The organism is Erythrobacter sp. SDW2 (genome assembly GCF_021431965.1).
Classification (GTDB): Bacteria; Pseudomonadota; Alphaproteobacteria; order Sphingomonadales; family Sphingomonadaceae; genus Parerythrobacter.
Genome location: NZ_CP090370.1, coordinates 2207771 through 2227871 on the forward strand (window position 1 = coordinate 2207771; position 20101 = coordinate 2227871).

Genomic DNA, 20101 nt, shown 5'->3' on the forward strand with positions numbered 1-20101 from the left:
CCCGCAAAGGAAAAGGCGGGTTCCTGCCGAAACAGGAACCCGCCCTCATCCCAATACCCTAACGCATCGATCAGAAGTCGAAGCGCGCCAGGAAGGTGAAGCGACGGTCGTTGCGGAAGGCCGAGCGGGTGATCCGCGTGCCGTCGAAATCGACCACCTGGGTCGTCCGGGTAACCGAGTCGAGCAGGTTGACCCCCTGGACGCCGAGCTTGATCTGGTCGGTCACCGCATAGAAGATCGACGCATCGAGCTGGCCCGAAGCTTCCTGCCAGATCGGCGAGAACGGGAAGATGTCGTCGCGCGGCGTGATCAGGAAGTCCGAGCGCCAGTTGTAGGCGGCACGGGCCGCGAACGGTCCCTTCTCGTAGAAGATTGTCGCGTTTATTGTGTGGTCGGAAATCCCCGCCAGCGGCTGGGCGGAAGCAAACGGACTGCGCTGGGCGCCGCCAACCTGCGTGTTGATGAAGTCGCCACCGTCGACATAGGTGTAGGTCAGCTGGGTCCCGAACCCGCTCAGCAGACCCGGCAGGAAGTCGAAGGTCTGCTGGTAAGCCAGTTCGACTCCCTTCAGCGTGCCGCCTTGCGAGTTGATCGGGCCGTTCACTTCGACCGGGATCGTCGTTCCGCCCGGGCTGGTGTATTCGACGACATCGGCACCGCCGCTGACGATACCCTTGATATCCTTGAGGAAGAACGAGGCGGTCAGCGAGCCGACATCGTCGAAGTACCACTCGGCCGACAGGTCGTAGTTCCACGATTCGACCGGGCGGACGTTGCGATTGCCGGTAAACAGCTGGAACAGCGGTCCGGTTTCAAGCGTGCCTTCCGCGCGCAGGTCGTTGGTATTGTCGCCGATGGCCCCGCCAGCAGTGAACAACTGCAGATCGGGCCGGGAAATGCCCTTTGACACCGCAGCGCGGAAAAGAAGGCCATTGCCGATGTCCAGTTTGACATTGAACGCCGGCAACCAGTGATCGAAGGTGATGTCGCGATCGTCGATCAGGAATTCGCCGGTGAACGCATTGGCGAACTCCTGCTGGCGAGCGGCCGACAGGCTGCAGTAGCCCGGCAGGGTCTGCCCCGGCGGGGTCTGGTTACATTGTCCCACGATTTCCACGACTTGTACGATGCCGTCGCCGTTACCGGCCGGGCCGTTGTCGAAGAAGAAGCCGTTGGGGAAACCGATCAGGCCCGCAGTACGCACCTTGGTCTGGACATAGCGCAAGCCGAAGTTGCCATCGATGTTCCAGCCATTGTCCAGATCCTTGCCGAAATCGACCCGGGCATAGGCGGCCTTGGTCGTTTCGCCGACCGTCGAGACTTCGGGCGGACAGAACGGATCGCAGGGGACGACGGTGCCGTCGATCTGAGTGAATGAACGGTCCTGCACCCCGAAGAACGGGTTCGGCGTCTGCGAGAAGGTATTGATTTCCCGTGCCTGGCGGGCCGATTCTCCCGAAAGGTATTCGCCAAGGAAGTCGTCACCACCGAAGAACCAGGCCGCGCCGTTCTCGATCGGCGTCGGCGCATTGCCGCGCTGGAAGCCGTCGCCGAAGGGGTTGCGGACCTGCGAATAGTTCGGGAAATCGTCGGTGTAGGCGCCGCCTGCGATGGCGAATTCCTGGCCGGGTAGGCCGGTGTAGAACCGGCCGGGCTGGAACGGGCAATTCGGACCCGATCCCCACGGAGCGCAGCCCGCCCGGCCCGCCCACGGAGCCGACAGGTTGCCCCAGGTGCTGAAATTGGTGTTGCGGTTGGTCCGCTCGCGATCGCTCCACCGAACCCCGAAGCGGGCCTTCTTGAAGAAGCCATCGTCGCTGATGTCGTATTCGCCATCGAAGCGGAGCGTGTCGAGGTCGCCTTCGTTCCGCTCGAGACTGTCGAGCAGGAACCAGTAATAGGTATAGAACCCGCTGGAGAAGTAGTCCGCCGGCGAACCGGCCGGGGCGAGGAATTCCACCAGGGGCGTATCGCCGCTGGCATCGATCGAGACATCGGCCCAGGTGTTCATCGCCCCGATGATCGAGTCCCGCGACAGTTCGGACTCGACGCGCTGCGCCTCGAAACTCAGCCGCAGCCGGTCGGTCACCGACCACTTGAGATCGAACGAGAAATCCTGCGTGATCGACGTGGTGTCGCGCTGGAAGCGCAGCGATTCCATCGGGATACCGCCACGGCCGAAGGGCGTCGCATAGGCGTCGCCGGGCCTCTGCGTCAGTATGCCCCGCTGGAATACGCCGTTATCGTCGAACTCCCACGTGCTGCCCGCGCGCGGGACCGGGAACAGGGCATCGTCGTTGACCTGTGCCAGGATCGCATACTCGTCGGTGTAAAAGGAGGTTTCGGACCGCAGCCATTCGAAGGTGACGACGAAGTCGCCGGTCGGATCCTCGTACTGGACCGTTCCCGACCATGCTTCGCGATCGCGCTCGAGTTCCGTGGTGCGGACACCGGCGCCCTTGGGAGAGATGACAGTTCCCGGCGGCGGGAAGTTCGATTCATCGAAGTTCGGCGTGCCGCCGATCCCGCCCGACCCGACCGGCAGGACGCGCAGACAGGGACCGTCGAGCGTCGCCGCACGGTAGCAAGGGTCGGTCAATTGCGATGCATCGGTGCGGCTGATCAGCTCCGAATTGGCATAGCCCAGCTGGACACCGAGCCGGCCGGCATCGTTTTCCCAGACATTGGAAGCCAGAACGGAGAATTCGGGCGACCATTCCTCTGCCATGTCGCCGAAGTTGTAACCGACCGTGCCGGCGATCTTGAAACCATTCGTGTCGAGCGGCTTGCGCGTGACGAGATTGACGATGCCGGAAATACCGCCCTCGACCATGTCGGCGGTGACGTTCTTGAACACCTCGACACGACCGAGAAGCTCAGGCGAAACGTCGTTGAAGCTCAGCACCGTGCCGCCATTGGCGGAGAAGATGTCGCGCCCGTTGAGTTCCGAACGGACGAACGGAAGACCGCGCACGATGACGCCGGTGCCTTCGACCGAGAAGCGATCCGGGTCGCTGGTTTTCTCGAACCGGCCGATGTTCACCCCGGGAACGCGCTGCAGCGCTTCGGCAACCGAACGGTCGGGCAGAGCGCCTATGTCTTCCGCGGTGATGACATCGACGAAGGTGTCGGCGTCACGCTTGATGCCCTGCGCACTCTCCAGAGAAGCGCGGAAGCCGGTCACCGTAATGATGTTCTCGGCCTCGGCAGCAGGCTCCTCGGCGTCCGGCTCCTCCTCCGCATCCTGCGCAAAGGCAGGCTGCGCCATCATCGCGCACAAGGCGATGCTGGATGCGGTACCGAGCGCCAGAACGCGGCGCGAGATGGAATTCGTATCAGTGGTGCGGCGTGACGACATAAAGCGTGACAAGGCCCATCCTCCCTAAGCATCCTTCCTGCGCCAGTGGCGGCACCAGGAACCCCACGGACCACATTCGTATGCGTTTCCGTAATTGTCGGCTAGCTGAAATTGAGAGCGTTCACAAGTCCGAAAATGAACGTTCACAATTCTCCTGTTGCATGCTAGCAACAATGGCGCATCCGGCAGGGCGGTGATGGTGGGCAAGCTGGCCTTTGGGCTCATGTTGCTTCCCTCCTCCACCGGCGATAGCCTGACATGACAAGGGACGGGACCGAAAGACATGGCAATCAGGCAGATCGTTATCGTGGGTGGCGGCACCGCAGGCTGGATGGCGGCGGCAGCGCTCTCGCGCCTTAAGACCAACAACCTGGTCGACATCACCCTTGTCGAGTCGGAAGCCATCGGCACTGTCGGCGTCGGCGAGGCGACCATCCCGCCCTTCGTCAATTTCAACGAGCTGCTGGAAGTGGACGAGAGCGAAATGTTGTCCGCCGTCCAGGGCAGCTTCAAACTGGGCATCCAGTTCGTCAACTGGGGCGAGATCGGCGACAGCTACATCCACCCGTTCGGCGCCTACGGCTACACCATGGGCGGCATATCTTTCCAGCACGTCTGGCACCGCCAGCGCCAACACGGCGACAAGCGACCACTCCAGGTCTTCAATGTCGAGACCATGGCCGCATATTTCGGGCGCTTCAGCCGGACGCAGGATTACACCAAGAATTTCGAGCGCGAGGACCTGCCCCCGGTCAACTACGCCTATCACATCAACGCTACCGCCTATGCCGCCTTCCTGCGCAAATATGCCGAGCAGCGCGGCGTCGTCCGGCAGGAAGGCAAGATCGTCGATGTGACGCTCGACGGCGAAAGCGGCGATGTCACATCGGTTCAGCTCGACAGCGGCAAGGAGATCGCGGGTGACCTGTTCGTCGATTGCTCCGGTTTCCGCGGCCTGCTGATCGAACAGGCGCTGCAGACCTGCTACACCGAATGGACCCACTGGCTGCCATGCGACCGCGCGGTTGCCCTGCCCTGCAATCGCGACGACGGCAGCCCGCCCCCGCCCTTCACCCGCGCCACCGCGCACAGTGCCGGGTGGCAATGGCAGGTCCCGTTGCAACACCGCAACGGCAACGGCCATGTCTATTGCAGCAGCTTCATGGAGGCCGACGAAGCGCACGATATCCTGGTGAACAACATCGCCGGCAAGCCCACGGCAGACCCGAACCACCTGCGGTTCGTGACCGGCCATCGCAACAAGTTCTGGAACCGCAATGTCGTCGCGGTCGGCCTCGCCGCAGGCTTCATGGAACCGCTGGAATCGACCTCGATCCACCTGATCAACACGGCGGTCGACAAGCTGATATCGATGCTCTCGCTGGACGGCATCACCGATGCCCAGCGCGACACTTTCAACCGCCTCACCGCGCGCGAATATGCCCGCATCCGCGACTTCCTGATCCTGCACTACAAGGCGACCGAGCGGACCGATTCCGAGTTCTGGAATTACTGCCGGACCATGTCGGTGCCGGATACGCTCACCCAAAAGATCGAGTTGTTCAAGGCGACCGGCCAGATCTTCCGCGAGGAGGACGAGCTGTTCACCGAGACCAGCTGGGCGGCGGTAATGATGGGCCAGCGTATTCCGATGATCGGGCACAACCCCGTCGCCGACACGATGGACCTCGTCAAAACCCGCAAGGAACTCGACGAGATGGAGCAGTCGATCCGCTACGTCGTCCAGAATATGCCCAGCCACGAACAGTTCCTGGCGCAATATTGCCCTGCCAGGGAAGCAGCTTGAAAGACACAAGTTCGCCCTTCCGGGCCGGGAAACCGGCCCCTTCCGGCGAAACAACAGACAGGTCGGGAAATGGCGGAGAGGGAGGGATTCGAACCCTCGATACGGTTGCCCGTATACCGCATTTCGAGTGCGGCGCATTCGACCACTCTGCCACCTCTCCGCGAAGCTGTGCGAGCGCGCCGTTCTGGCGCTGGTCGTTCAGGAAGCGGCGCTACTAGCGTTCGCCCCCGCCCTTGCCAAGCCCGAATTGCGCGAATTCGGGGGACCGGGTCTTTGGTCCCATTGTGCGGCGCAGCAGACGCCCTATATTTGCCCGATGGACCGCGCCCTCTTCTTCTCACCCCAGGCCGGCCGCGAGGTCGAAGCGCCCCGTCGCGTCAGCGCCCGCTTCGCGATCGGCGACGTGGTGCGCCACCGCATGTTCGATTTCCGCGGAGTCATTTTCGACATCGATCCGGTCTTCGCCAATAGCGAAGAATGGTACGAATCGATCCCTGAGCATATCCGGCCGCATCGTGACCAGCCCTATTATCACCTGTTCGCGGAGAACGAGGAATCATCCTACGTCGCCTATGTCAGCCAGCAGAACTTGCTGCTCGACGGCGATCGCGGCCCCGTCGACCATCCGCAGGTGACCGAGCTATTCGAGGATTTTGCGCGCGGTCGCTACCGAATGCGGCGCAAGCTGACGCACTGATAAGTCTTGGGGCTTCCGGTCAGTCCTTGATCTTCCAGCCGGACCTCAGCACGCGGTAAACCACCAGCGCCAAGAGCAGGTTGAACACGCCCAACCCGATCGCAGCGAAAGCGATCTGGCCGCTGCCCCCGGCAATATCGCTTTCCGCCAGGAAGCCATACCGGAACCCCGAAATCACGTAGAAGAAGGGGTTGAAGTGGCTGATCGTCTGGAAAACACCGTGCAGATTGTCGATCACGTAGAACGTGCCCGACAACAGGCTGAGCGGTGCGATCACGAAGTTGGTGATGGCCGCGTTATGGTCGAATTTCTCCGACCAGATCGAGGTCATCAAGCCCATCAGCGACAGCAGCACTGCGCCCATCAGCCCGAACCAGACGATCGCCCAGGGATGCGCTGCCGTCAGCGTGACGCCCGGCCACAGCAGCATCGCCAATGCCACTGTCAGGCCCACCAGCACGGCCCTGGTCACAGCCGCACCGACGATCCCCGCCATCAGTTCGCCTTCGGATAGCGGCGGCATCAACAGGTCGATGATCGTCCCCTGGATCTTGCCCGAAAGCAGCGAGAAGCTGGAATTGGCGAAAGCATTCTGCATCATGCCCATCACGATCAAACCGGGAGCCACAAAGGTGGCGAACGGCACACCCAGCACCATCCGCCCCTCCCGCCCCAGCGCGACAGTGAAGATCACAAGAAACAGCAAGGTCGTCACCGCCGGTGCCCAGATCGTCTGCGTCTGGACCTTCATGAAGCGGCGCACTTCCTTCAGGTAGAGGCTCCACAGGCCCAGCCAGTTGACGCCGGTGAAGATCGGCTCGCCGCGCGGGTGGAAGGAGACGGGATTTGCGCCAGTGTTTGCTTGATCGCTCATCCCTGCGCGGGTAGGCGCTCGGCTCGGCACTGGCAAGATCGCCCCGCGATCCCTATATGGCCGCTGAACACCCATTTCCGCACGAATTACGGACACCGAGCATCCTATGAGTTGGACCGAAGAACGCACCGCGACCCTCAAGAAGATGTGGGAAGGCGGTGCGACCGCGAGCCAGATCGCCGACGAGCTGGGCGGGGTCAGCCGCAACGCGGTCATCGGCAAGGCCCACCGCCTCGGCCTCAAGTCGCGGCCCTCGCCGGTCAAGGCCAACGAGAAGAAGCCTGCGCCCAAGCCCGCACCGAAGCCGGTGGCGAAGAAGCCTGTGGCCAAACCTGCCGCACCGGCACCGCGGCCGGTTGCTGCCAAGCCTGTGGCCCCGTCCGGTCCCGCTCCTGCCGCGTCCAGCGGTGCGAACGCGCCGATCCCTTCGCAACCGCTGCCCAATGCCGGCCAGAACGACTTGCCCAAGATCGTCTCGGTCGGCCCCGGCGGCTTCCTGCGCCAGGGTCCGGGCGACCAGCAGGCACCGATCCCGCCGGCCCCGCCGCGCCGCCTGGTGCCCGCCAAGCCGAGCCCGGAAATTGCCGACAAGACCAGCCTGCTCGACCTCAACGACAGGGTCTGCCGCTGGCCGATGGGCCATCCGGGCGAACCAGATTTCCACTTCTGCGGCGAGCAGGTGAACCCGGGTTTTCCCTATTGCGTCGAACATTGCGGGCGGGCCTACCAGGCCCAGCTGCCGCGCGGCGCACGCCGTCCCCCGCCTCCGCTACCCTTCGGCGGCCCGCGGGTGCGCTGATATCGACAAACGTGCGGCCCGGTTGCTCCCCAGCGACCGGGCCGTTCTCTTTGAGGAGAGGAATCCCCATGGCCCTGACACTCTACGATGCATTCGTCCCCAGCTGCCGCCAGATCCTTGGCGGAATGCATGGCGTGATCGCCAAAGCCGAGGCGCATTGCACCGAGCATGGCATCGACCCGGCCGAACTGGTCGAGGCCAAGCTGGCCGACACCATGTGGAACCTGCCGTGGCATGTCCGCAGCACCTGGGTGCATTCGGCCTATGTCATAAGCCTGCTGCCGACCGGCGAGTTTTCGCCCGATTTCACCGAGCTGCCGGGCGATTTCTCCGCCATGAAGACCAAGATCCAGCGCACGCTCGACGAGCTGGCGCAGGTGACGCCCGAACAGCTCGAAGAGGTGCAGGACAAGACCGTCGGCTTCGTCCTTGGCGGGCAGCGGCTGATGGAGTTCAGCGGCCAGAACTTCCTGCTCGGCTTCAGTCAGCCCAACTTCTATTTCCACGCCACCACCTTCTACGACATTCTGCGGATGAAGGGCGTCCCGCTGGGCAAGCGCGACTTTATGGGCAACCCGATGGCGCGCTAGCGCTTGAACTTGTCCGCCAGGAGGAACACGACATAGCCCTTGAAGTTCGGGTCGCTCGACAGGTCGGGCGGGGCCTCCCATGCCCCGCCTTCGACCAGAGCCACGCGGTAGGGCATCGGCAGGCGGCGAACTGCGGCGATATAGTCGGCATATTCAGGGATAGTCGTGCTGCCCTGGTAGGTCTGGATCACGATTTCATCGAGCGCGCCTGCCAGCGCGGCCAGGTCGGCCTTGCTGGCATTGGCAGGCCAGTCGAGCAGCCCGGTGGCCGATAGCTTGAGGCCGTCCGGCATGCGCTGGCGCAGCCGTGCGAGGAACGCCGCATAGCCGCGCAGTTCGCCGGTGCTGGAATCGAAATCGATCTGGATACCCGTCAGCCGCCCGTCGCGGTTCCACCGACCGGCCGCCGCGAGAAGCTGGCTGTAGGCTCCATCGCCCCAGTCGGTCCGTTCGGCCCGGACGACAAGCCAGAGCTCGCTTGCCCGACCTTGCGGGACCCCTTGGAACAACACTTCGCTGCGGTCGGGATCGGCCTTCCGCAGCTCGCCCCACAGAACATAAACCGCGTCAGCCCCTTGCATTTGCGGCACCGGTTCGACCCCGGGCCACAGAAAGAAGGCACGATAATCCGCCGCATCGACCGTGCCTGAAGGCGATGCTTGCTCCTGCGCTCCGCATCCCGCCAGCAGCAGGGCCAGCAACGCGGCGAGCCATCGCCTACCAATAATATCTGAGCTCCTTGGCCCATTTGGTGCCAGCATAGCGCGCCTTGAGCCGCTTGAACCAGGCAATGCGGGTTTCGATTTCCACCCCTTCACCGCCGCAGCTGTTGTTACCGCTGGGGGCGTAGCAGCGGATCGCCCGGTAATGGGCATAGGCTTGCTGATCCCGGGTTGCCGCGGGATCGGACATGATCGCCGTGTAATAGTCGTGCCGGGGCACCGCCTTGCCGGGATAGTGGTTTATGGTGCCGATCTCTCCCGTCAGATCCTGTTCCGGCCAGCGTGACATGAAGGCCAGGTCGTCGAAGCCATTGAGACGGAAGAAATCGCCCAGGCACAGCAGTGCCCCGGCATCCTCAGGCTTCGCCGCAAGGGTTCGGACGGTCTGTTCCAGCGCAGGGCAAGCGAATTCGTCCTTTGTCTGGCCCGTCGCAAAGACATTGGCAGGCGCTATCGGCTCGTCGAGCAGGCCCCACATGCCGTAGTAATCCTCCCCGGGCTGGTACTGCGCCGCGAGCGGCAGGTCGTCGAGGAAACCCTTGTACTCCTGATGCTGGAGCTGCCGCCACAGCACGGTGAAGGTGGCAAAGCTGTTTTCGCCGGCAGGCGCATCCTTGGCCCGTGCCTGTGCCTTGAGAATACCCGGCCCGGCCGACATGCCGAGCAGGATGCGGCGAATGCGCGCATCGCGTATCGGGGAACCGGCGGCAAAGGCCTTGGCGAGTTCGCCCTTCTGTTCGAGCACACGGGCCAGCGCGAGCTCGACCGCCGGACGCTGCCAGATGCCGTCCGCACCGCCGATCAGCTCGCGCCAGAAGCCTTCCTCGTTGCGATCGTCCAGCGCATGCAGCGCCAGCCCGCGCAAATACTGGCGGCTGAAAGTAAGCGGCGTGTAGCTTTCCTGCCGCGCATCGTCGGGCAGCAGATCGCGGACCCGATTGTAGTCCTTCTCGACATAGAAGGCGTGGCTGGCCTGGAGGAAGACCCATAATTCGGGCTGGTCGGCGAAGACCGATGCCTTTGCCTCCAGCTGCTCGCGCGTCAGCTGCGGCGAGTTATAGTCGAAACCTTCCGGGCGCATTCGCAGCAGCAGGTTGGCGGCGGTCAGCAACGCATCGCTGGTTGTGCCGGCCGGATCGCGCACCAGCAGCTTGTCGTCCACTTCCTCGATCAGTCGGCCGGTCTCTTCGGCGTCGGGATCGGCCTTGGCCAGAGCTGCGGCATAGGCCTCACCCAGCCGCGCATAATCGCGCTGGAGCCACAGTGACTTGCGGATCAGCCCGCGCGCCGAATTGGCATAAAGGCCGTCAGGGTAAGCGCCCAGATAGCCTCTGAATGCCACTTCCGCCTGCTTGGCCACCGCCTTGTTGGCCCGCTCGAGCTCGAACCAGCCCCACTCGTCCTCGGTCTGCTCCTGCGCTTCGTTGAGGAGCGTCCGGGCGGTCATGTATTTCGCCGTCTCGGTCAGCCAGTCGTCAAGCCTGGCGTTCTCCAACATGGCGTAATACTGCTTCGCCCGGCCCCATTCGCCGCCATAGAAGCTGGCCGAGGCCTCGAGATAGGCCATGAACCCCATCGGCGTATCGCCGATGCGGTTGACGCCGATATTGACGAAATAGCCGTTTTCGCTGGGCAGCTTGACCGAGCCGGGTCCGTCTTCGCACAACTCGCCAAACCGCTCGCGCGAAGTGACGAGCAATTCGCGATCGTCATCCTTTATCCCGGCAACCGACTTCAGCGCATCGAGAAAGCTGCGTTTGCCGCTGCCGACGGTCTGGCAGCGACCGTAACCGCCGTTCCAATCGTCCGCCGTATCTTCTTCCGGGGCTGGCGGCTGCGGGTACCAGGCTGCGGAAATCTCGTTCCAGCGCAGGAAGTTGCGGCCGTAATAGGCCCGCCAGCCGAGATCAGGATAGGCCTTGCCCGCGCCATTGTGGCCGGCGCGGTCCTGCAGCAGCAGGAACAGGTTGATGCGGGAGTCATTGCCCGGCGCAATCGGAATCGAACTGACGCAATCGAGGTCGGGGTTCTCGGGCTTCCATTGTGGCTGGCAATAGTCGCCACTCGCCATCGCCGGACCGGCACAGCCGGCACCCACCAGCAACGCAGCAGCAAACACAGATTTCCGCACTGGATTTCCCCCGTTCAAACGAATCCCGATGCGACCTTTTGCGCAGGTCTCACACAATCCGGATGAATTGCGCAAGAACGGGACCGAACAACCCGGTGAGCGAGATCAACGAGCCTTGATGGCGAACCAGATGGTGTGATGCGGACCCTTGTTGCCCGGCCTGGCGCGGACGGTCTGGACGTCGACATGGAAGCCCGCGTCCTTGAGCCGGCCGGTGAACTTGTGGTCGGGCGCGGCGGACCAAACCGCCAGCACGCCGCCCGGGTTCAGGGCATCGCGCGCCCGGCCCAAGCCGGTGCGGGTGTACAGCCGCTCGTTGCCCTCGCGCACGATCCCGTCGGGGCCGTTGTCGACATCGAGCAGGATCGCGTCATAACGGTCGGTGGTGCCGTCCACCGCATCGTCGATCAGCGCTGCCACATCCGCCAGCACGATCTCGCCGCGCGGATCCTCCAGGCAATCGCCGGTGAGAGCGGCAAGCGGGCCTTCAGCCCATTCAAGGATTTCGGGGACCACCTCGGCCACCACCACCTGTGCCCGCTCAGGCGCGGCGGCGAGCGCGGCGCGGTAGGTGAAGCCCATGCCATAGCCGCCGATCAGCACACGCGGAGCCTTGGCCGAAAGCCGCGCCAGCGTCAGCTGCGCGAGCTGCTCCTCGCTGAACTGCATCCGCGTGCCCATCAGCTCGTCACGGCCGAGCATGATGATGAAATCGCGCCCGTGGGAAACGAGCGTCAGCGTATCGCCACCGGGGATCTGTGCCGTGGCCAGGGTTTCGCGGGGAAGCATAGGTGTGTCCTAGATACGAAAAGGGCCGCCCTGTCGAGCGGCCCTTCCCTGTTTCTGCCGTCATCCCAGCGGAAGCTGGGATCGCTCACCACGAAGGCCGAGCTTGCGGCACGAGACCCCAGCTTGCGCTGGGGTAACGCGCTGCGTCAGTCCTTCAGGAAGTCAGGCACGTGGCCTTCACCACCGCCGTCACGGTCACGGCGCGGGCCGCGATCACGGTCGCCGCCACCACGCGGGCCACGGCCGCCGCGGCGGTCACCGCCACCGCCGTCACGACGCGGGCCACGGTCGCCGCCCCGATCACCTCTGGGTTCGCGCGGTTCGCGGGGCGGACGGGTGTCTTCCAGCTCTTCGCCGGTTTCCTGGTCGACGACGCGCATGGACAGGCGGACCTTGCCGCGCTGGTCGATTTCGAGAACCTTGACCTTCACGTCCTGGCCTTCGCTGACGACGTCGGTCGGCTTCTCGACGCGCTCGTTCTTCATTTCGCTGACGTGGACGAGACCGTCCTTGCCGCCCATGAAATTCACGAAGGCACCGAAGTCGACGATGTTGACGACCTTGCCGTTGTAGATCTTGCCGATTTCCGGCTCCTCGACGATGCCGAGGATCCAGGCCTTGGCGGCTTCGATCTGGTCGAGGTCGCTCGAGCTGATCTTGATCGTGCCTTCGTCGTCGATGTCGACCTTGGCGCCGGTTTCGGCGACGATCTCGCGGATCACCTTGCCGCCCGTGCCGATAACGTCACGGATCTTCGACTTGTCGATCTGGATCGTCTCGATGCGCGGGGCATGCTTGCTGACTTCGGTACGCGCGGTGCCGAGAGCCTTCTGCATTTCACCCAGGATATGCGTCCGGCCGGCCTTCGCCTGCTCGAGCGCCTTGGCCATGATTTCCTGCGTGATGCCGGCGACCTTGATGTCCATCTGCATGGTGGTGATGCCGGCTTCGGTGCCCGCAACCTTGAAGTCCATGTCGCCCAGGTGATCTTCGTCACCCAGGATGTCAGACAGGACCGCAAAGTCCTTGCCTTCGAGGATCAGGCCCATGGCGATGCCGGAAACCGGGCGTTCGATCGGAACGCCGGCATCCATCATCGACAGACAGCCACCGCACACCGTCGCCATCGAGCTGGAGCCGTTGGACTCGGTGATGTCGCTCAGGACGCGGATCGTGTAGGGGAAGTCCTCATGGCTCGGCAGCACATTGTGCAGCGCGCGCCAGGCCAGCTTGCCGTGGCCGGTGTCACGGCGCGACGGCGCGCCGAAGCGGCCCACTTCACCGACCGAATAGGGCGGGAAGTTGTAGTGCAGCATGAAGCGTTCGTAGCTAAGGCCTTCGAGACCATCGATCATCTGCTCGGCGTCCTTGGTGCCGAGGGTGGTCGAGCACAGCGCCTGCGTTTCGCCGCGGGTGAACAGCGACGAACCGTGGGCGCGCGGCAGCACGCCGACCATCGCTTCGATCGGGCGAACCTGGTCGAGCTTGCGGCCGTCGATGCGGGTGCCGTCCTTGAGGATCGCGCCGCGCACGATGTCGGCTTCGATCTTCTTGGTCAGCTTGATCGCGGTCATGCGCTGCTGGCCGTCGAACTCGTCCGAGGCGTAGTGCGCCTTGACCTTGTCGCGGGCGGCATTGAGCGCGTCCGAACGAGCCGACTTGTCGGTCAGCTTGTAGGCGGCGGCGATATCGTCACCGATCATCGCCTTGATGGCCGACTTCATGTCGTCATTGCCGTCCTGCGAAGCGACGTCCCACGGATCCTTGGCAGCCTGTTCGGCAAGATCGATGATCGCCTTGACGACCGGACGGATGCTGTCGTGGGCGAATGCCACCGCGCCGAGCATTTCCTGCTCGGTCAGTTCCTTGGCTTCCGATTCCACCATCATCACGGCGTCATGCGTTGCGGCGACGACGAGATCGAGGCGGCCATCGTCGGCCAGCGCAGTCGCCTGCTTCGGGTTGAGGATGTATTCGCCATCCTTGAAGCCGACGCGGCAGGCGCCGATCGGGCCCATGAAAGGCACGCCCGAAATGGTCAGCGCGGCCGATGCGGCGATCATCGCCAGCACATCGGGCTCGCACTCGCCATCATAGCTGAAGACCTGTGCGATGACGTTGATTTCGTTGTAGAAACCTTCGGGGAACAGCGGACGGACCGGACGGTCGATCAGGCGGCTGGTCAGCGTTTCCTTTTCGGTCGCGCCACGTTCACGCTTGAAGAAGCCACCCGGGATACGGCCGGCCGAGGAGAATTTTTCCTGGTAGTGGACGGTCAGCGGGAAGAAATCCTGACCTTCCTTGACGCTCTTGGCGGCCGTGACCGCGCAGAGCACAACAGTTTCGCCGTAAGTGGCGAGGACCGCGCCGTCAGCCTGACGGGCAATGCGGCCGGTTTCCAGAGTGAGGGTCTTTCCGCCCCACTCCAGCGATACGGTTTTCGTGTCGAACATTGATTTTCCTTTTCGAACCCGCGGGGCCACATTGCCGCGCGGGGCCTACAGTGCCGGGTAGTCCGTCCCGGTCCGGTGTGGGGCTATTCGCGCCCCGTGTTGCCGCCCCTGCACCGGATTGTGCGGGAGCCGGATAAACGAAGCGGCCCGAGTTGGGCCGCTCCGAGAAACTCTTACTTGCGAAGACCCAGCTTCGCGATCAGCGCGTTGTAGCGAGCCACATCCTTCTTCTTGAGATAGGCGAGCAGGCTACGACGCTTGTTGACCATCGCGAGGAGACCACGACGCGAGTGGTTGTCCTTGTGGTTGCTCTTGAAGTGCTCGGTCAGGTTGCGAATGCGCTCGGTCAGGATCGCGACCTGGACTTCCGGCGAACCGGTGTCGCCATTGGCCTGTGCGTTGTCCTTGATGATTTCCTGCTTACGCTCTGCAGTCACTGTCATAGTCTTTACTCCGCGACATCGGGAAGGTTGAAACCGCGCACGACTTTCATCGTGCCGCCGCTGAGATCCACAAGCGCGACCGGAACACTTTCCAGCTTCGCAAGATAGAGCCCGTCGGCCAAAATCCCATGGGATCGCGGCAGTTCCGATATGACCCGGCCCTGGCGGACCGCCTGCGCGCTATCGGGATCGAGTTGCAGAGCCGGGATGTCGTCCAGCCCCGCCTCGAGCGGCAGGAGGAGGTCTTGAAGTGGCGCGCCCTTACCGATTTCGTTCAGATTGTCCAGCGAAATCGCCTGTTCCTCACGGAACGGGCCGGCCTTGATGCGCCTGAGATAGGTAACGTGGCCCAAGGTTCCAAGGGCATGGGCAATATCGCGGGCGAGACTGCGGATGTAGGTCCCTTTGGAGACATGGGCGACCAGTGTGACACTGTCGGCCAGTTCGAGCGGAGCCGCTGGATCGAACGGATCCGGACGGCCGGTAGTGGTCTGGAAAGTGGAGCGCAAACCAGCGTCTTCTCGCTCACCTGCGAAGGCGAGGGAGTAGATCGTCACCGCGCGGGTCTTGAGTTCGACCTGTTCCCCGGCCCTCGCCAGGTCATAAGCCCGCTGGCCGTCGACCTTGAGCGCGGAATAGGCGGGCGGGACCTGCTCGATGTCGCCGGTGAAATGCTCCAGCACGGCAGCGATGGCAGCCATGGGTGGACGGTGATCCGACGTCGCCACCACTTGGCCTTCGGCATCGAGCGTGTCGGTCTCTTCTCCGAACTGGATCGTGAACGCGTAAATCTTGCTCGCATCGAGCATCCGCCCGGCGAGCTTGGTCGCCTCGCCCAGCGCGATGGGCAGGACCCCCTCCGCCTCGGGATCGAGCGTGCCCCCATGGCCGACCTTGACCTTTCCGTAGCCCGCCTCGCGCAGGTTACGCTTCACCGCCCCCACCGCCTGGGTCGAGCCCATGCCGCGCGGTTTGTCGAGGATCAGCCAGCCCGAAACAGGGGGAAGCGGGTGGGGTTTGGTGTCGGTCATGCCCCGTCAGGCTGGGGGCTACCGCTGCCGAATGCAAGCGTGGCGCGATTGCCGAACACCACGCGGTTGGTCAGCAGCGCCACCGCGACCGAAGTCACCAGCACGAACAGCATCACGTCGATGTAATGCACCCAAGGCAGGCCGATGGTCGCGTACCAGCTCACCCCGCCGAAATTCTTGGGCACATAGAGATAGAAGGTGTGGCAGGCATAGAGGCCGAAGCCCCACACCAGCCCCGCCACCGCCGCCCGGGCGTCCATGTTGCGGAACATCAGCGCGGCGATGAAGGCCGAAAGGATCGGCATGGAGAGCAGCCCGTTCAGTTCCTGCAGCAGGTTGATGATGCTCGTCGCACTGGCATAGAGCGGCACCAGCGCGACCGAGCCGACCATGGCGATCAGGCCGACAATGCGGTTGAGCCGGGTAACATCCACATCAGGATTGATGAAACGGCGGTGGAAATCGACCGACCACAAGGTGATCGTGGCGTTCATCACCGCCGCATAGGTCGTCAGCACCGCCGCCGCGATCATCGCCGCGAACATGCCGCTGGTCCAGCCCGGCAGCACCTCGCCCACCACCATGGCATAGGCCCGGTCGTCGACATCGCCGAACAGCTTGTAGGCGACGATGCCGGGAATGACCACAATCGGTGGCACGATCAGCAGGCGGATCACCGCCGCCGCGATCACGCCCTTCTGCGCTTCCTTCACGTCGGGCGCGGCAAGTGCCTTCTGGGTGATGTTCTGGTTGGTCGACCAGTAGAAGATCTGGATGAAGATCATGCCGGTGAAGAGGGTGTGGAAAGGGATCGGACTGTCGGTCGCCCCGATCATCGTCAGTCGCTCTGCCGGCACACCGCTGGTAATGTCCCAGCCGACCGCCTGCATGGCGAGAAAGACAACGACCAGCGCCAGCCCCAGCACGCCGACACCGCCATAGGTATCGAGCACCGCCACAGCCCGCAGCCCGCCCAGGATGGCATAGGCCGCACCGACGATGGCGAACAGAGCAGCGATCGTCACGATCGACGCCTCAACCCCGAACAGGGTCTGCATGAACAGCGCGCCGGAATAGATCACGGCGGGCAGGTAGATCACCAGATTGCCGAGCAGGAACAGGCCCGAAATAACCGTTCGGATGCTGACCCCGTCATAGCGCTGTTCAAGCAATTGCGTGATCGTTGTGCAGTTGTTGCGGTAGTAGATCGGGACGAACACGAAGGCGAGCAGCAGCAGGCCGATAAAGCCCGCCAGTTCCCACCACGCGAGCAGCAACATCTGGTTGCCGTTCATGCCCACCAGCTGGTCGGTGGAAAGATTCGTAAGGGTGATCGCCCCGGCGATGAAGAACCAGCTCAGCCCACCCCCGGCGAGGAAGATCTCGCGATCGGCCGAAGCATGGCTAGCGGCCCGGGCCGAGGCGACCTTGCGCCAGGTCAGGAAGGCGAGAAGCGCCATCAGGCCGGCGAACACGCCCAGCTGGACAAAATCGATCATCGGCAACCCTTTCCCCGCGCGAATACGTATCCTGCTAGCCTGCTTTCCCGCCGCATACCAATGGGCAAGCACGGGAATCCCCGATAGGGAGAGGGCATGAGCGACAACCTGCAATCGATTGGTCACGACGCTTCGGGCCGCCCGATCCACCGCCGCGACTTTGCCAAGGCCGACGGGCGGATATTGCGGCTCTATGGCCACTCGCCACACGACCTGCCCCCACAGCAGCAAGAGGCCGACGACATCGCGCTGGGCGGCGAACTGCGCTTCCACCCGCTGCGGCGCGAGTGGAACATCTATGCCGCGCACCGCCAGAACCGGACCTTCAAGCCGGCCGCCAGCGCCGACCCGCTCGCCCCGACCCTCCCCGGCGGCCCGGCGACCGAGATCCCCTTCGAGGATTTCGAAGTGGCGATTTTCGACAACAAGTTTTCCGGCCTGCATCCGCAAGCCCCACAGCCGCCTGCGCTGGATGGAATCGACACCGCCCGCGCGCTCGGGGCCTGCGAAGTTGTGGTCTACTCGCCCGAGGCCGAAGGCAGCCTCCAAACCATCGGGCAGGCGCGGCGCGAAGTCCTGCTGGCGGCCTGGCAAGACCGGATGTCCGCGCTGTTCGAGGCGGGCTGCGAATATGTCCTGCCATTCGAGAACCGGGGCGACGAGGTCGGCGTAACCCTGCCCCACCCGCATGGCCAGATCTACGGCTTCACCAAGGTACCGCAGGTGCAGCAACATGCCATCGATGCCTTTGCCGCCGGATACGATCTCGCTGCCGAGATCGATCGAAGCTTGCCCGATTACGGCGTGGCCGAAGCAGGTGGGGTTGCCGCCTTCTGCCCACGCTTCGCCCGTTTTCCCTACGAGGTCTGGATCGCCCCGCGCGTGGCGAGGCAGGGCCTGCACGACATGACCGACGAGGAGAAAAGCGGGTTCGCAAACCTGCTGGGCGACATCACCCGCCGCTATGACGCGCTGTTCCAGCGGCCTGCCGCGACCATGCTGGCGCTCCATGCTGCGCCGCGTGGAGGATCGGAGGGTTATCATCTGACGGCGCAATTCTATCCGCTGCTGCGCGCGCCCGGGCGCGTGAAATATCTTGCCTCGGTAGAGCAGCACACCGGGGTGATGACAGTCGATGTCATGCCCGAATCGGCGGCCGCTGCCCTGCGGGAGCTATGAGCATGGAAACCGTTACCGCGACCGTTCCCGGCCGGGTCAACCTGATTGGCGAGCATACCGATTACAACGGAGGAATGGTGCTGCCAGCGGCCCTATCCGTCGCGCTCACCGTCGACTTGAGGCCGCGTGAAGACCGCAAGGTCATCGTTACCGCAGAGGGCTTTTCCGGCTCCGCCGAGCGCACACTCGACGGTCTCGCAACCGAGCACTGGTCCGATCCCGCAGTTGGTGCCTTGCGCGAGGCAGTGAAGCTGGGATTGCTCAAGGGTGGTGCCGACTTGTTGATTCGCTCGACCATCCCCGCAGGCTCGGGCCTGTCGTCCTCCGCCGCGCTGATCGTCGCCATCCTCAAGGCCGCGCGCATTTCGGCAGCCAGCGGTATCAGCGATATCGACCTCGCGCTCGCCGCGCGCCGGGTAGAGAACGAATATCTCGGCGTGCCCTGCGGCATCATGGACCAGGTGGCAGTGGCCGTGCCCCAGCCGGGCCAGGCGATCGCGCTCGATACGGCGACGCTGGACTACGCGCTTGTCCCCTTGCCCGCCAGCTATGCCATGGTCGTCATCCATTCGGGCCACTCGCGCAAGCTGAGCGACGGGCGTTACAAGGAACGCAAGGAAGAATGCGATGCGGCGCGCATAGCCTTCGGGCGCGACGATATCTGCCTGCTCGATCCAGCCGACATCGAAGCGGTCGCTGAAGTGGACGAAACGGTCCGCAAACGTGCCCGCCATTGTGCCAGCGAGCATCGCCGCGTCCTCGCCGCGCGCGAAGCGCTGGCGATTGGCGATATCCCCGCACTCGGCACCCTGATGAACGTGAGCCACGCATCGATGCGGGACGATTTCGAAGTATCGATCCCGCCGATCGATGCGCTGGTCGCAGATGCGGTGGAACTGGGCGCAGCAGGTGCGCGGCTGACCGGCGGCGGCTTTGGCGGCTGCATCGTCGCTTGTGTCGCCAGAGACCGCCGCAACGCGTGGCTAGCCGCCCTGCTCGAACGACACCCGCAAGCCCGTTACATCGACGAAGTCAGCGGCTAGCCGCCAAACAGCCGAGCCACCGCGTAAAGCCGCTCCATCGCCCAATCCACCGGGGGACCAACCAGCTTCTCGATCAGCCCCAGCTGCGGCGCGAACCAGGTCAGGGCAATCAGACCGATGAACAGCAGCATCCCGAACGGGCGCAGCTTCTCATACCCCTTGGCCAGCGATGGCGACAGCAGCCCTTCGACGATATGCGAACCATCGAACGGCGGGATCGGCAGCAGGTTGAAGAAGGCGAGGAAGACGTTGATCAGCAGGAAATAAAACAGGCCATTCGCCAGCAAACTGCCTGTTTCCACATTGCCGAGCCCGACCATGCCCAACACGATGGCACCCAGCAAGGCCAGGACGAGATTGGTAGCAGGCCCGGCCGCAGCCACTGCCATCATTCCGAAACGCGGATTGCGCAATCGCTCCTTGACCACCGGAACAGGCTTGGCCCAGCCGAATACAGGCCCGCTCACGGCCAGCATGAATCCCGGAAGCAGCAAGGTCCCGACGGGATCGACATGCCGGATCGGATTTAGGCTCAGCCGCCGCTGCTCATGTGCCGTCGGATCGCCCAGCATCCGCGCGGTCCATCCATGGGCGACCTCGTGGAATACAATCGAGACGATCAGCGCCGGGATCAGGACCACGGCGAGTGTTACGGTGTCACTCATGACGGATAGATAAGCAGCGTG

General features: G+C 63.7%; 16 protein-coding genes and 1 tRNA gene. 6 read left to right on the forward strand and 11 right to left on the reverse strand.

Annotated features, from left to right (window positions below; all coding sequences use genetic code 11):
• Positions 1-70 precede the first annotated feature (70 nt).
• A complete protein-coding gene (locus LY632_RS10740) occupies positions 71-3370 on the reverse strand; it encodes a TonB-dependent receptor (RefSeq protein ID WP_234091127.1) in 3300 nt (1099 codons plus the stop codon).
• Between the two features lie 271 nt (positions 3371-3641).
• Between LY632_RS10740 and LY632_RS10745 the strand changes: the two genes are divergently transcribed.
• Complete coding sequence (locus LY632_RS10745; protein ID WP_234091128.1) at positions 3642-5165, forward strand: tryptophan halogenase family protein; 1524 nt, start codon at positions 3642-3644, stop codon at positions 5163-5165.
• Between the two features lie 70 nt (positions 5166-5235).
• On the opposite strand, the gene LY632_RS10750 is transcribed toward LY632_RS10745, so the two are convergent.
• A tRNA-Ser gene (locus LY632_RS10750) sits at positions 5236-5325 on the reverse strand.
• A 156-nt stretch (positions 5326-5481) separates the two neighbouring features.
• Here LY632_RS10750 and hspQ point away from each other — a divergent pair.
• Positions 5482-5862: a heat shock protein HspQ gene (hspQ, locus tag LY632_RS10755; RefSeq protein ID WP_234091129.1), complete on the forward strand. Its 381-nt coding sequence runs from the start codon at positions 5482-5484 to the stop codon at positions 5860-5862.
• Between the two features lie 19 nt (positions 5863-5881).
• Here the strand turns inward: hspQ and LY632_RS10760 are convergent, their stop codons facing one another.
• A complete protein-coding gene (locus LY632_RS10760) occupies positions 5882-6736 on the reverse strand; it encodes an ABC transporter permease (RefSeq protein ID WP_234091130.1) in 855 nt (284 codons plus the stop codon).
• Between the two features lie 106 nt (positions 6737-6842).
• Between LY632_RS10760 and LY632_RS10765 the strand changes: the two genes are divergently transcribed.
• Both LY632_RS10765 and LY632_RS10770 read left to right on the forward strand, forming a co-directional pair.
• Positions 6843-7535 (forward strand): GcrA family cell cycle regulator, encoded by a 693-nt coding sequence (locus LY632_RS10765; RefSeq protein ID WP_234091131.1) that lies wholly within the window; start codon positions 6843-6845, stop codon positions 7533-7535.
• A gap of 68 nt (positions 7536-7603) precedes the next feature.
• Positions 7604-8125, forward strand: coding sequence for a DUF1993 family protein (locus tag LY632_RS10770; RefSeq protein WP_234091132.1), 522 nt, complete (start codon positions 7604-7606; stop codon positions 8123-8125).
• On the opposite strand, the gene LY632_RS10775 is transcribed toward LY632_RS10770, so the two are convergent.
• The 7 genes from LY632_RS10775 to LY632_RS10805 all read right to left on the reverse strand — a co-directional run bounded on the left by LY632_RS10775 (position 8122) and on the right by LY632_RS10805 (position 17193).
• Entirely contained in the window at positions 8122-8826 is a 705-nt protein-coding gene (locus tag LY632_RS10775) for a DUF3142 domain-containing protein (RefSeq protein WP_234091133.1), read from the reverse strand. The genes LY632_RS10770 and LY632_RS10775 overlap by 4 nt on opposite strands.
• A 16-nt stretch (positions 8827-8842) precedes the next feature.
• Positions 8843-10978, reverse strand: coding sequence for a hypothetical protein (locus tag LY632_RS10780; RefSeq protein WP_234091134.1), 2136 nt, complete (start codon positions 10976-10978; stop codon positions 8843-8845).
• 105 nt (positions 10979-11083) lie between these two features.
• Entirely contained in the window at positions 11084-11767 is a 684-nt protein-coding gene (locus LY632_RS10785) for a spermidine synthase (RefSeq protein ID WP_234091135.1), read from the reverse strand.
• A gap of 146 nt (positions 11768-11913) precedes the next feature.
• The gene (pnp, locus tag LY632_RS10790; protein WP_234091136.1) at positions 11914-14220 is read right to left on the reverse strand and encodes a polyribonucleotide nucleotidyltransferase; all 2307 of its coding nucleotides are present in this window, start codon (positions 14218-14220) and stop codon (positions 11914-11916) included.
• A gap of 173 nt (positions 14221-14393) precedes the next feature.
• A complete protein-coding gene (gene rpsO, locus LY632_RS10795) occupies positions 14394-14663 on the reverse strand; it encodes a 30S ribosomal protein S15 (RefSeq protein ID WP_234091137.1) in 270 nt (89 codons plus the stop codon).
• Between the two features lie 5 nt (positions 14664-14668).
• The gene (truB, locus tag LY632_RS10800; protein WP_234091138.1) at positions 14669-15694 is read right to left on the reverse strand and encodes a tRNA pseudouridine(55) synthase TruB; all 1026 of its coding nucleotides are present in this window, start codon (positions 15692-15694) and stop codon (positions 14669-14671) included.
• Positions 15691-17193 carry an SLC5 family protein gene (locus tag LY632_RS10805; protein ID WP_234091139.1) on the reverse strand — a complete coding sequence of 501 codons (1503 nt, stop codon included), beginning with the start codon at positions 17191-17193 and terminating at the stop codon, positions 15691-15693. Before LY632_RS10805 ends, truB begins: the two co-directional genes overlap by 4 nt.
• A gap of 96 nt (positions 17194-17289) precedes the next feature.
• On the opposite strand from LY632_RS10805, the gene LY632_RS10810 reads away from it, so the two are divergent.
• Positions 17290-18372 carry a galactose-1-phosphate uridylyltransferase gene (locus LY632_RS10810; protein ID WP_234091140.1) on the forward strand — a complete coding sequence of 361 codons (1083 nt, stop codon included), beginning with the start codon at positions 17290-17292 and terminating at the stop codon, positions 18370-18372.
• Between the two features lie 2 nt (positions 18373-18374).
• A complete protein-coding gene (galK, locus tag LY632_RS10815; protein WP_234091141.1) occupies positions 18375-19415 on the forward strand; it encodes a galactokinase in 1041 nt (346 codons plus the stop codon).
• On the opposite strand, the gene LY632_RS10820 is transcribed toward galK, so the two are convergent.
• Positions 19412-20080, reverse strand: a complete 669-nt coding sequence (locus LY632_RS10820) for a site-2 protease family protein (RefSeq protein ID WP_234091142.1) — start codon at positions 20078-20080, stop codon at positions 19412-19414. The two genes, galK and LY632_RS10820, sit on opposite strands and share 4 nt — an antisense overlap.
• Between the last annotated feature and the right edge of the window lie 21 nt (positions 20081-20101).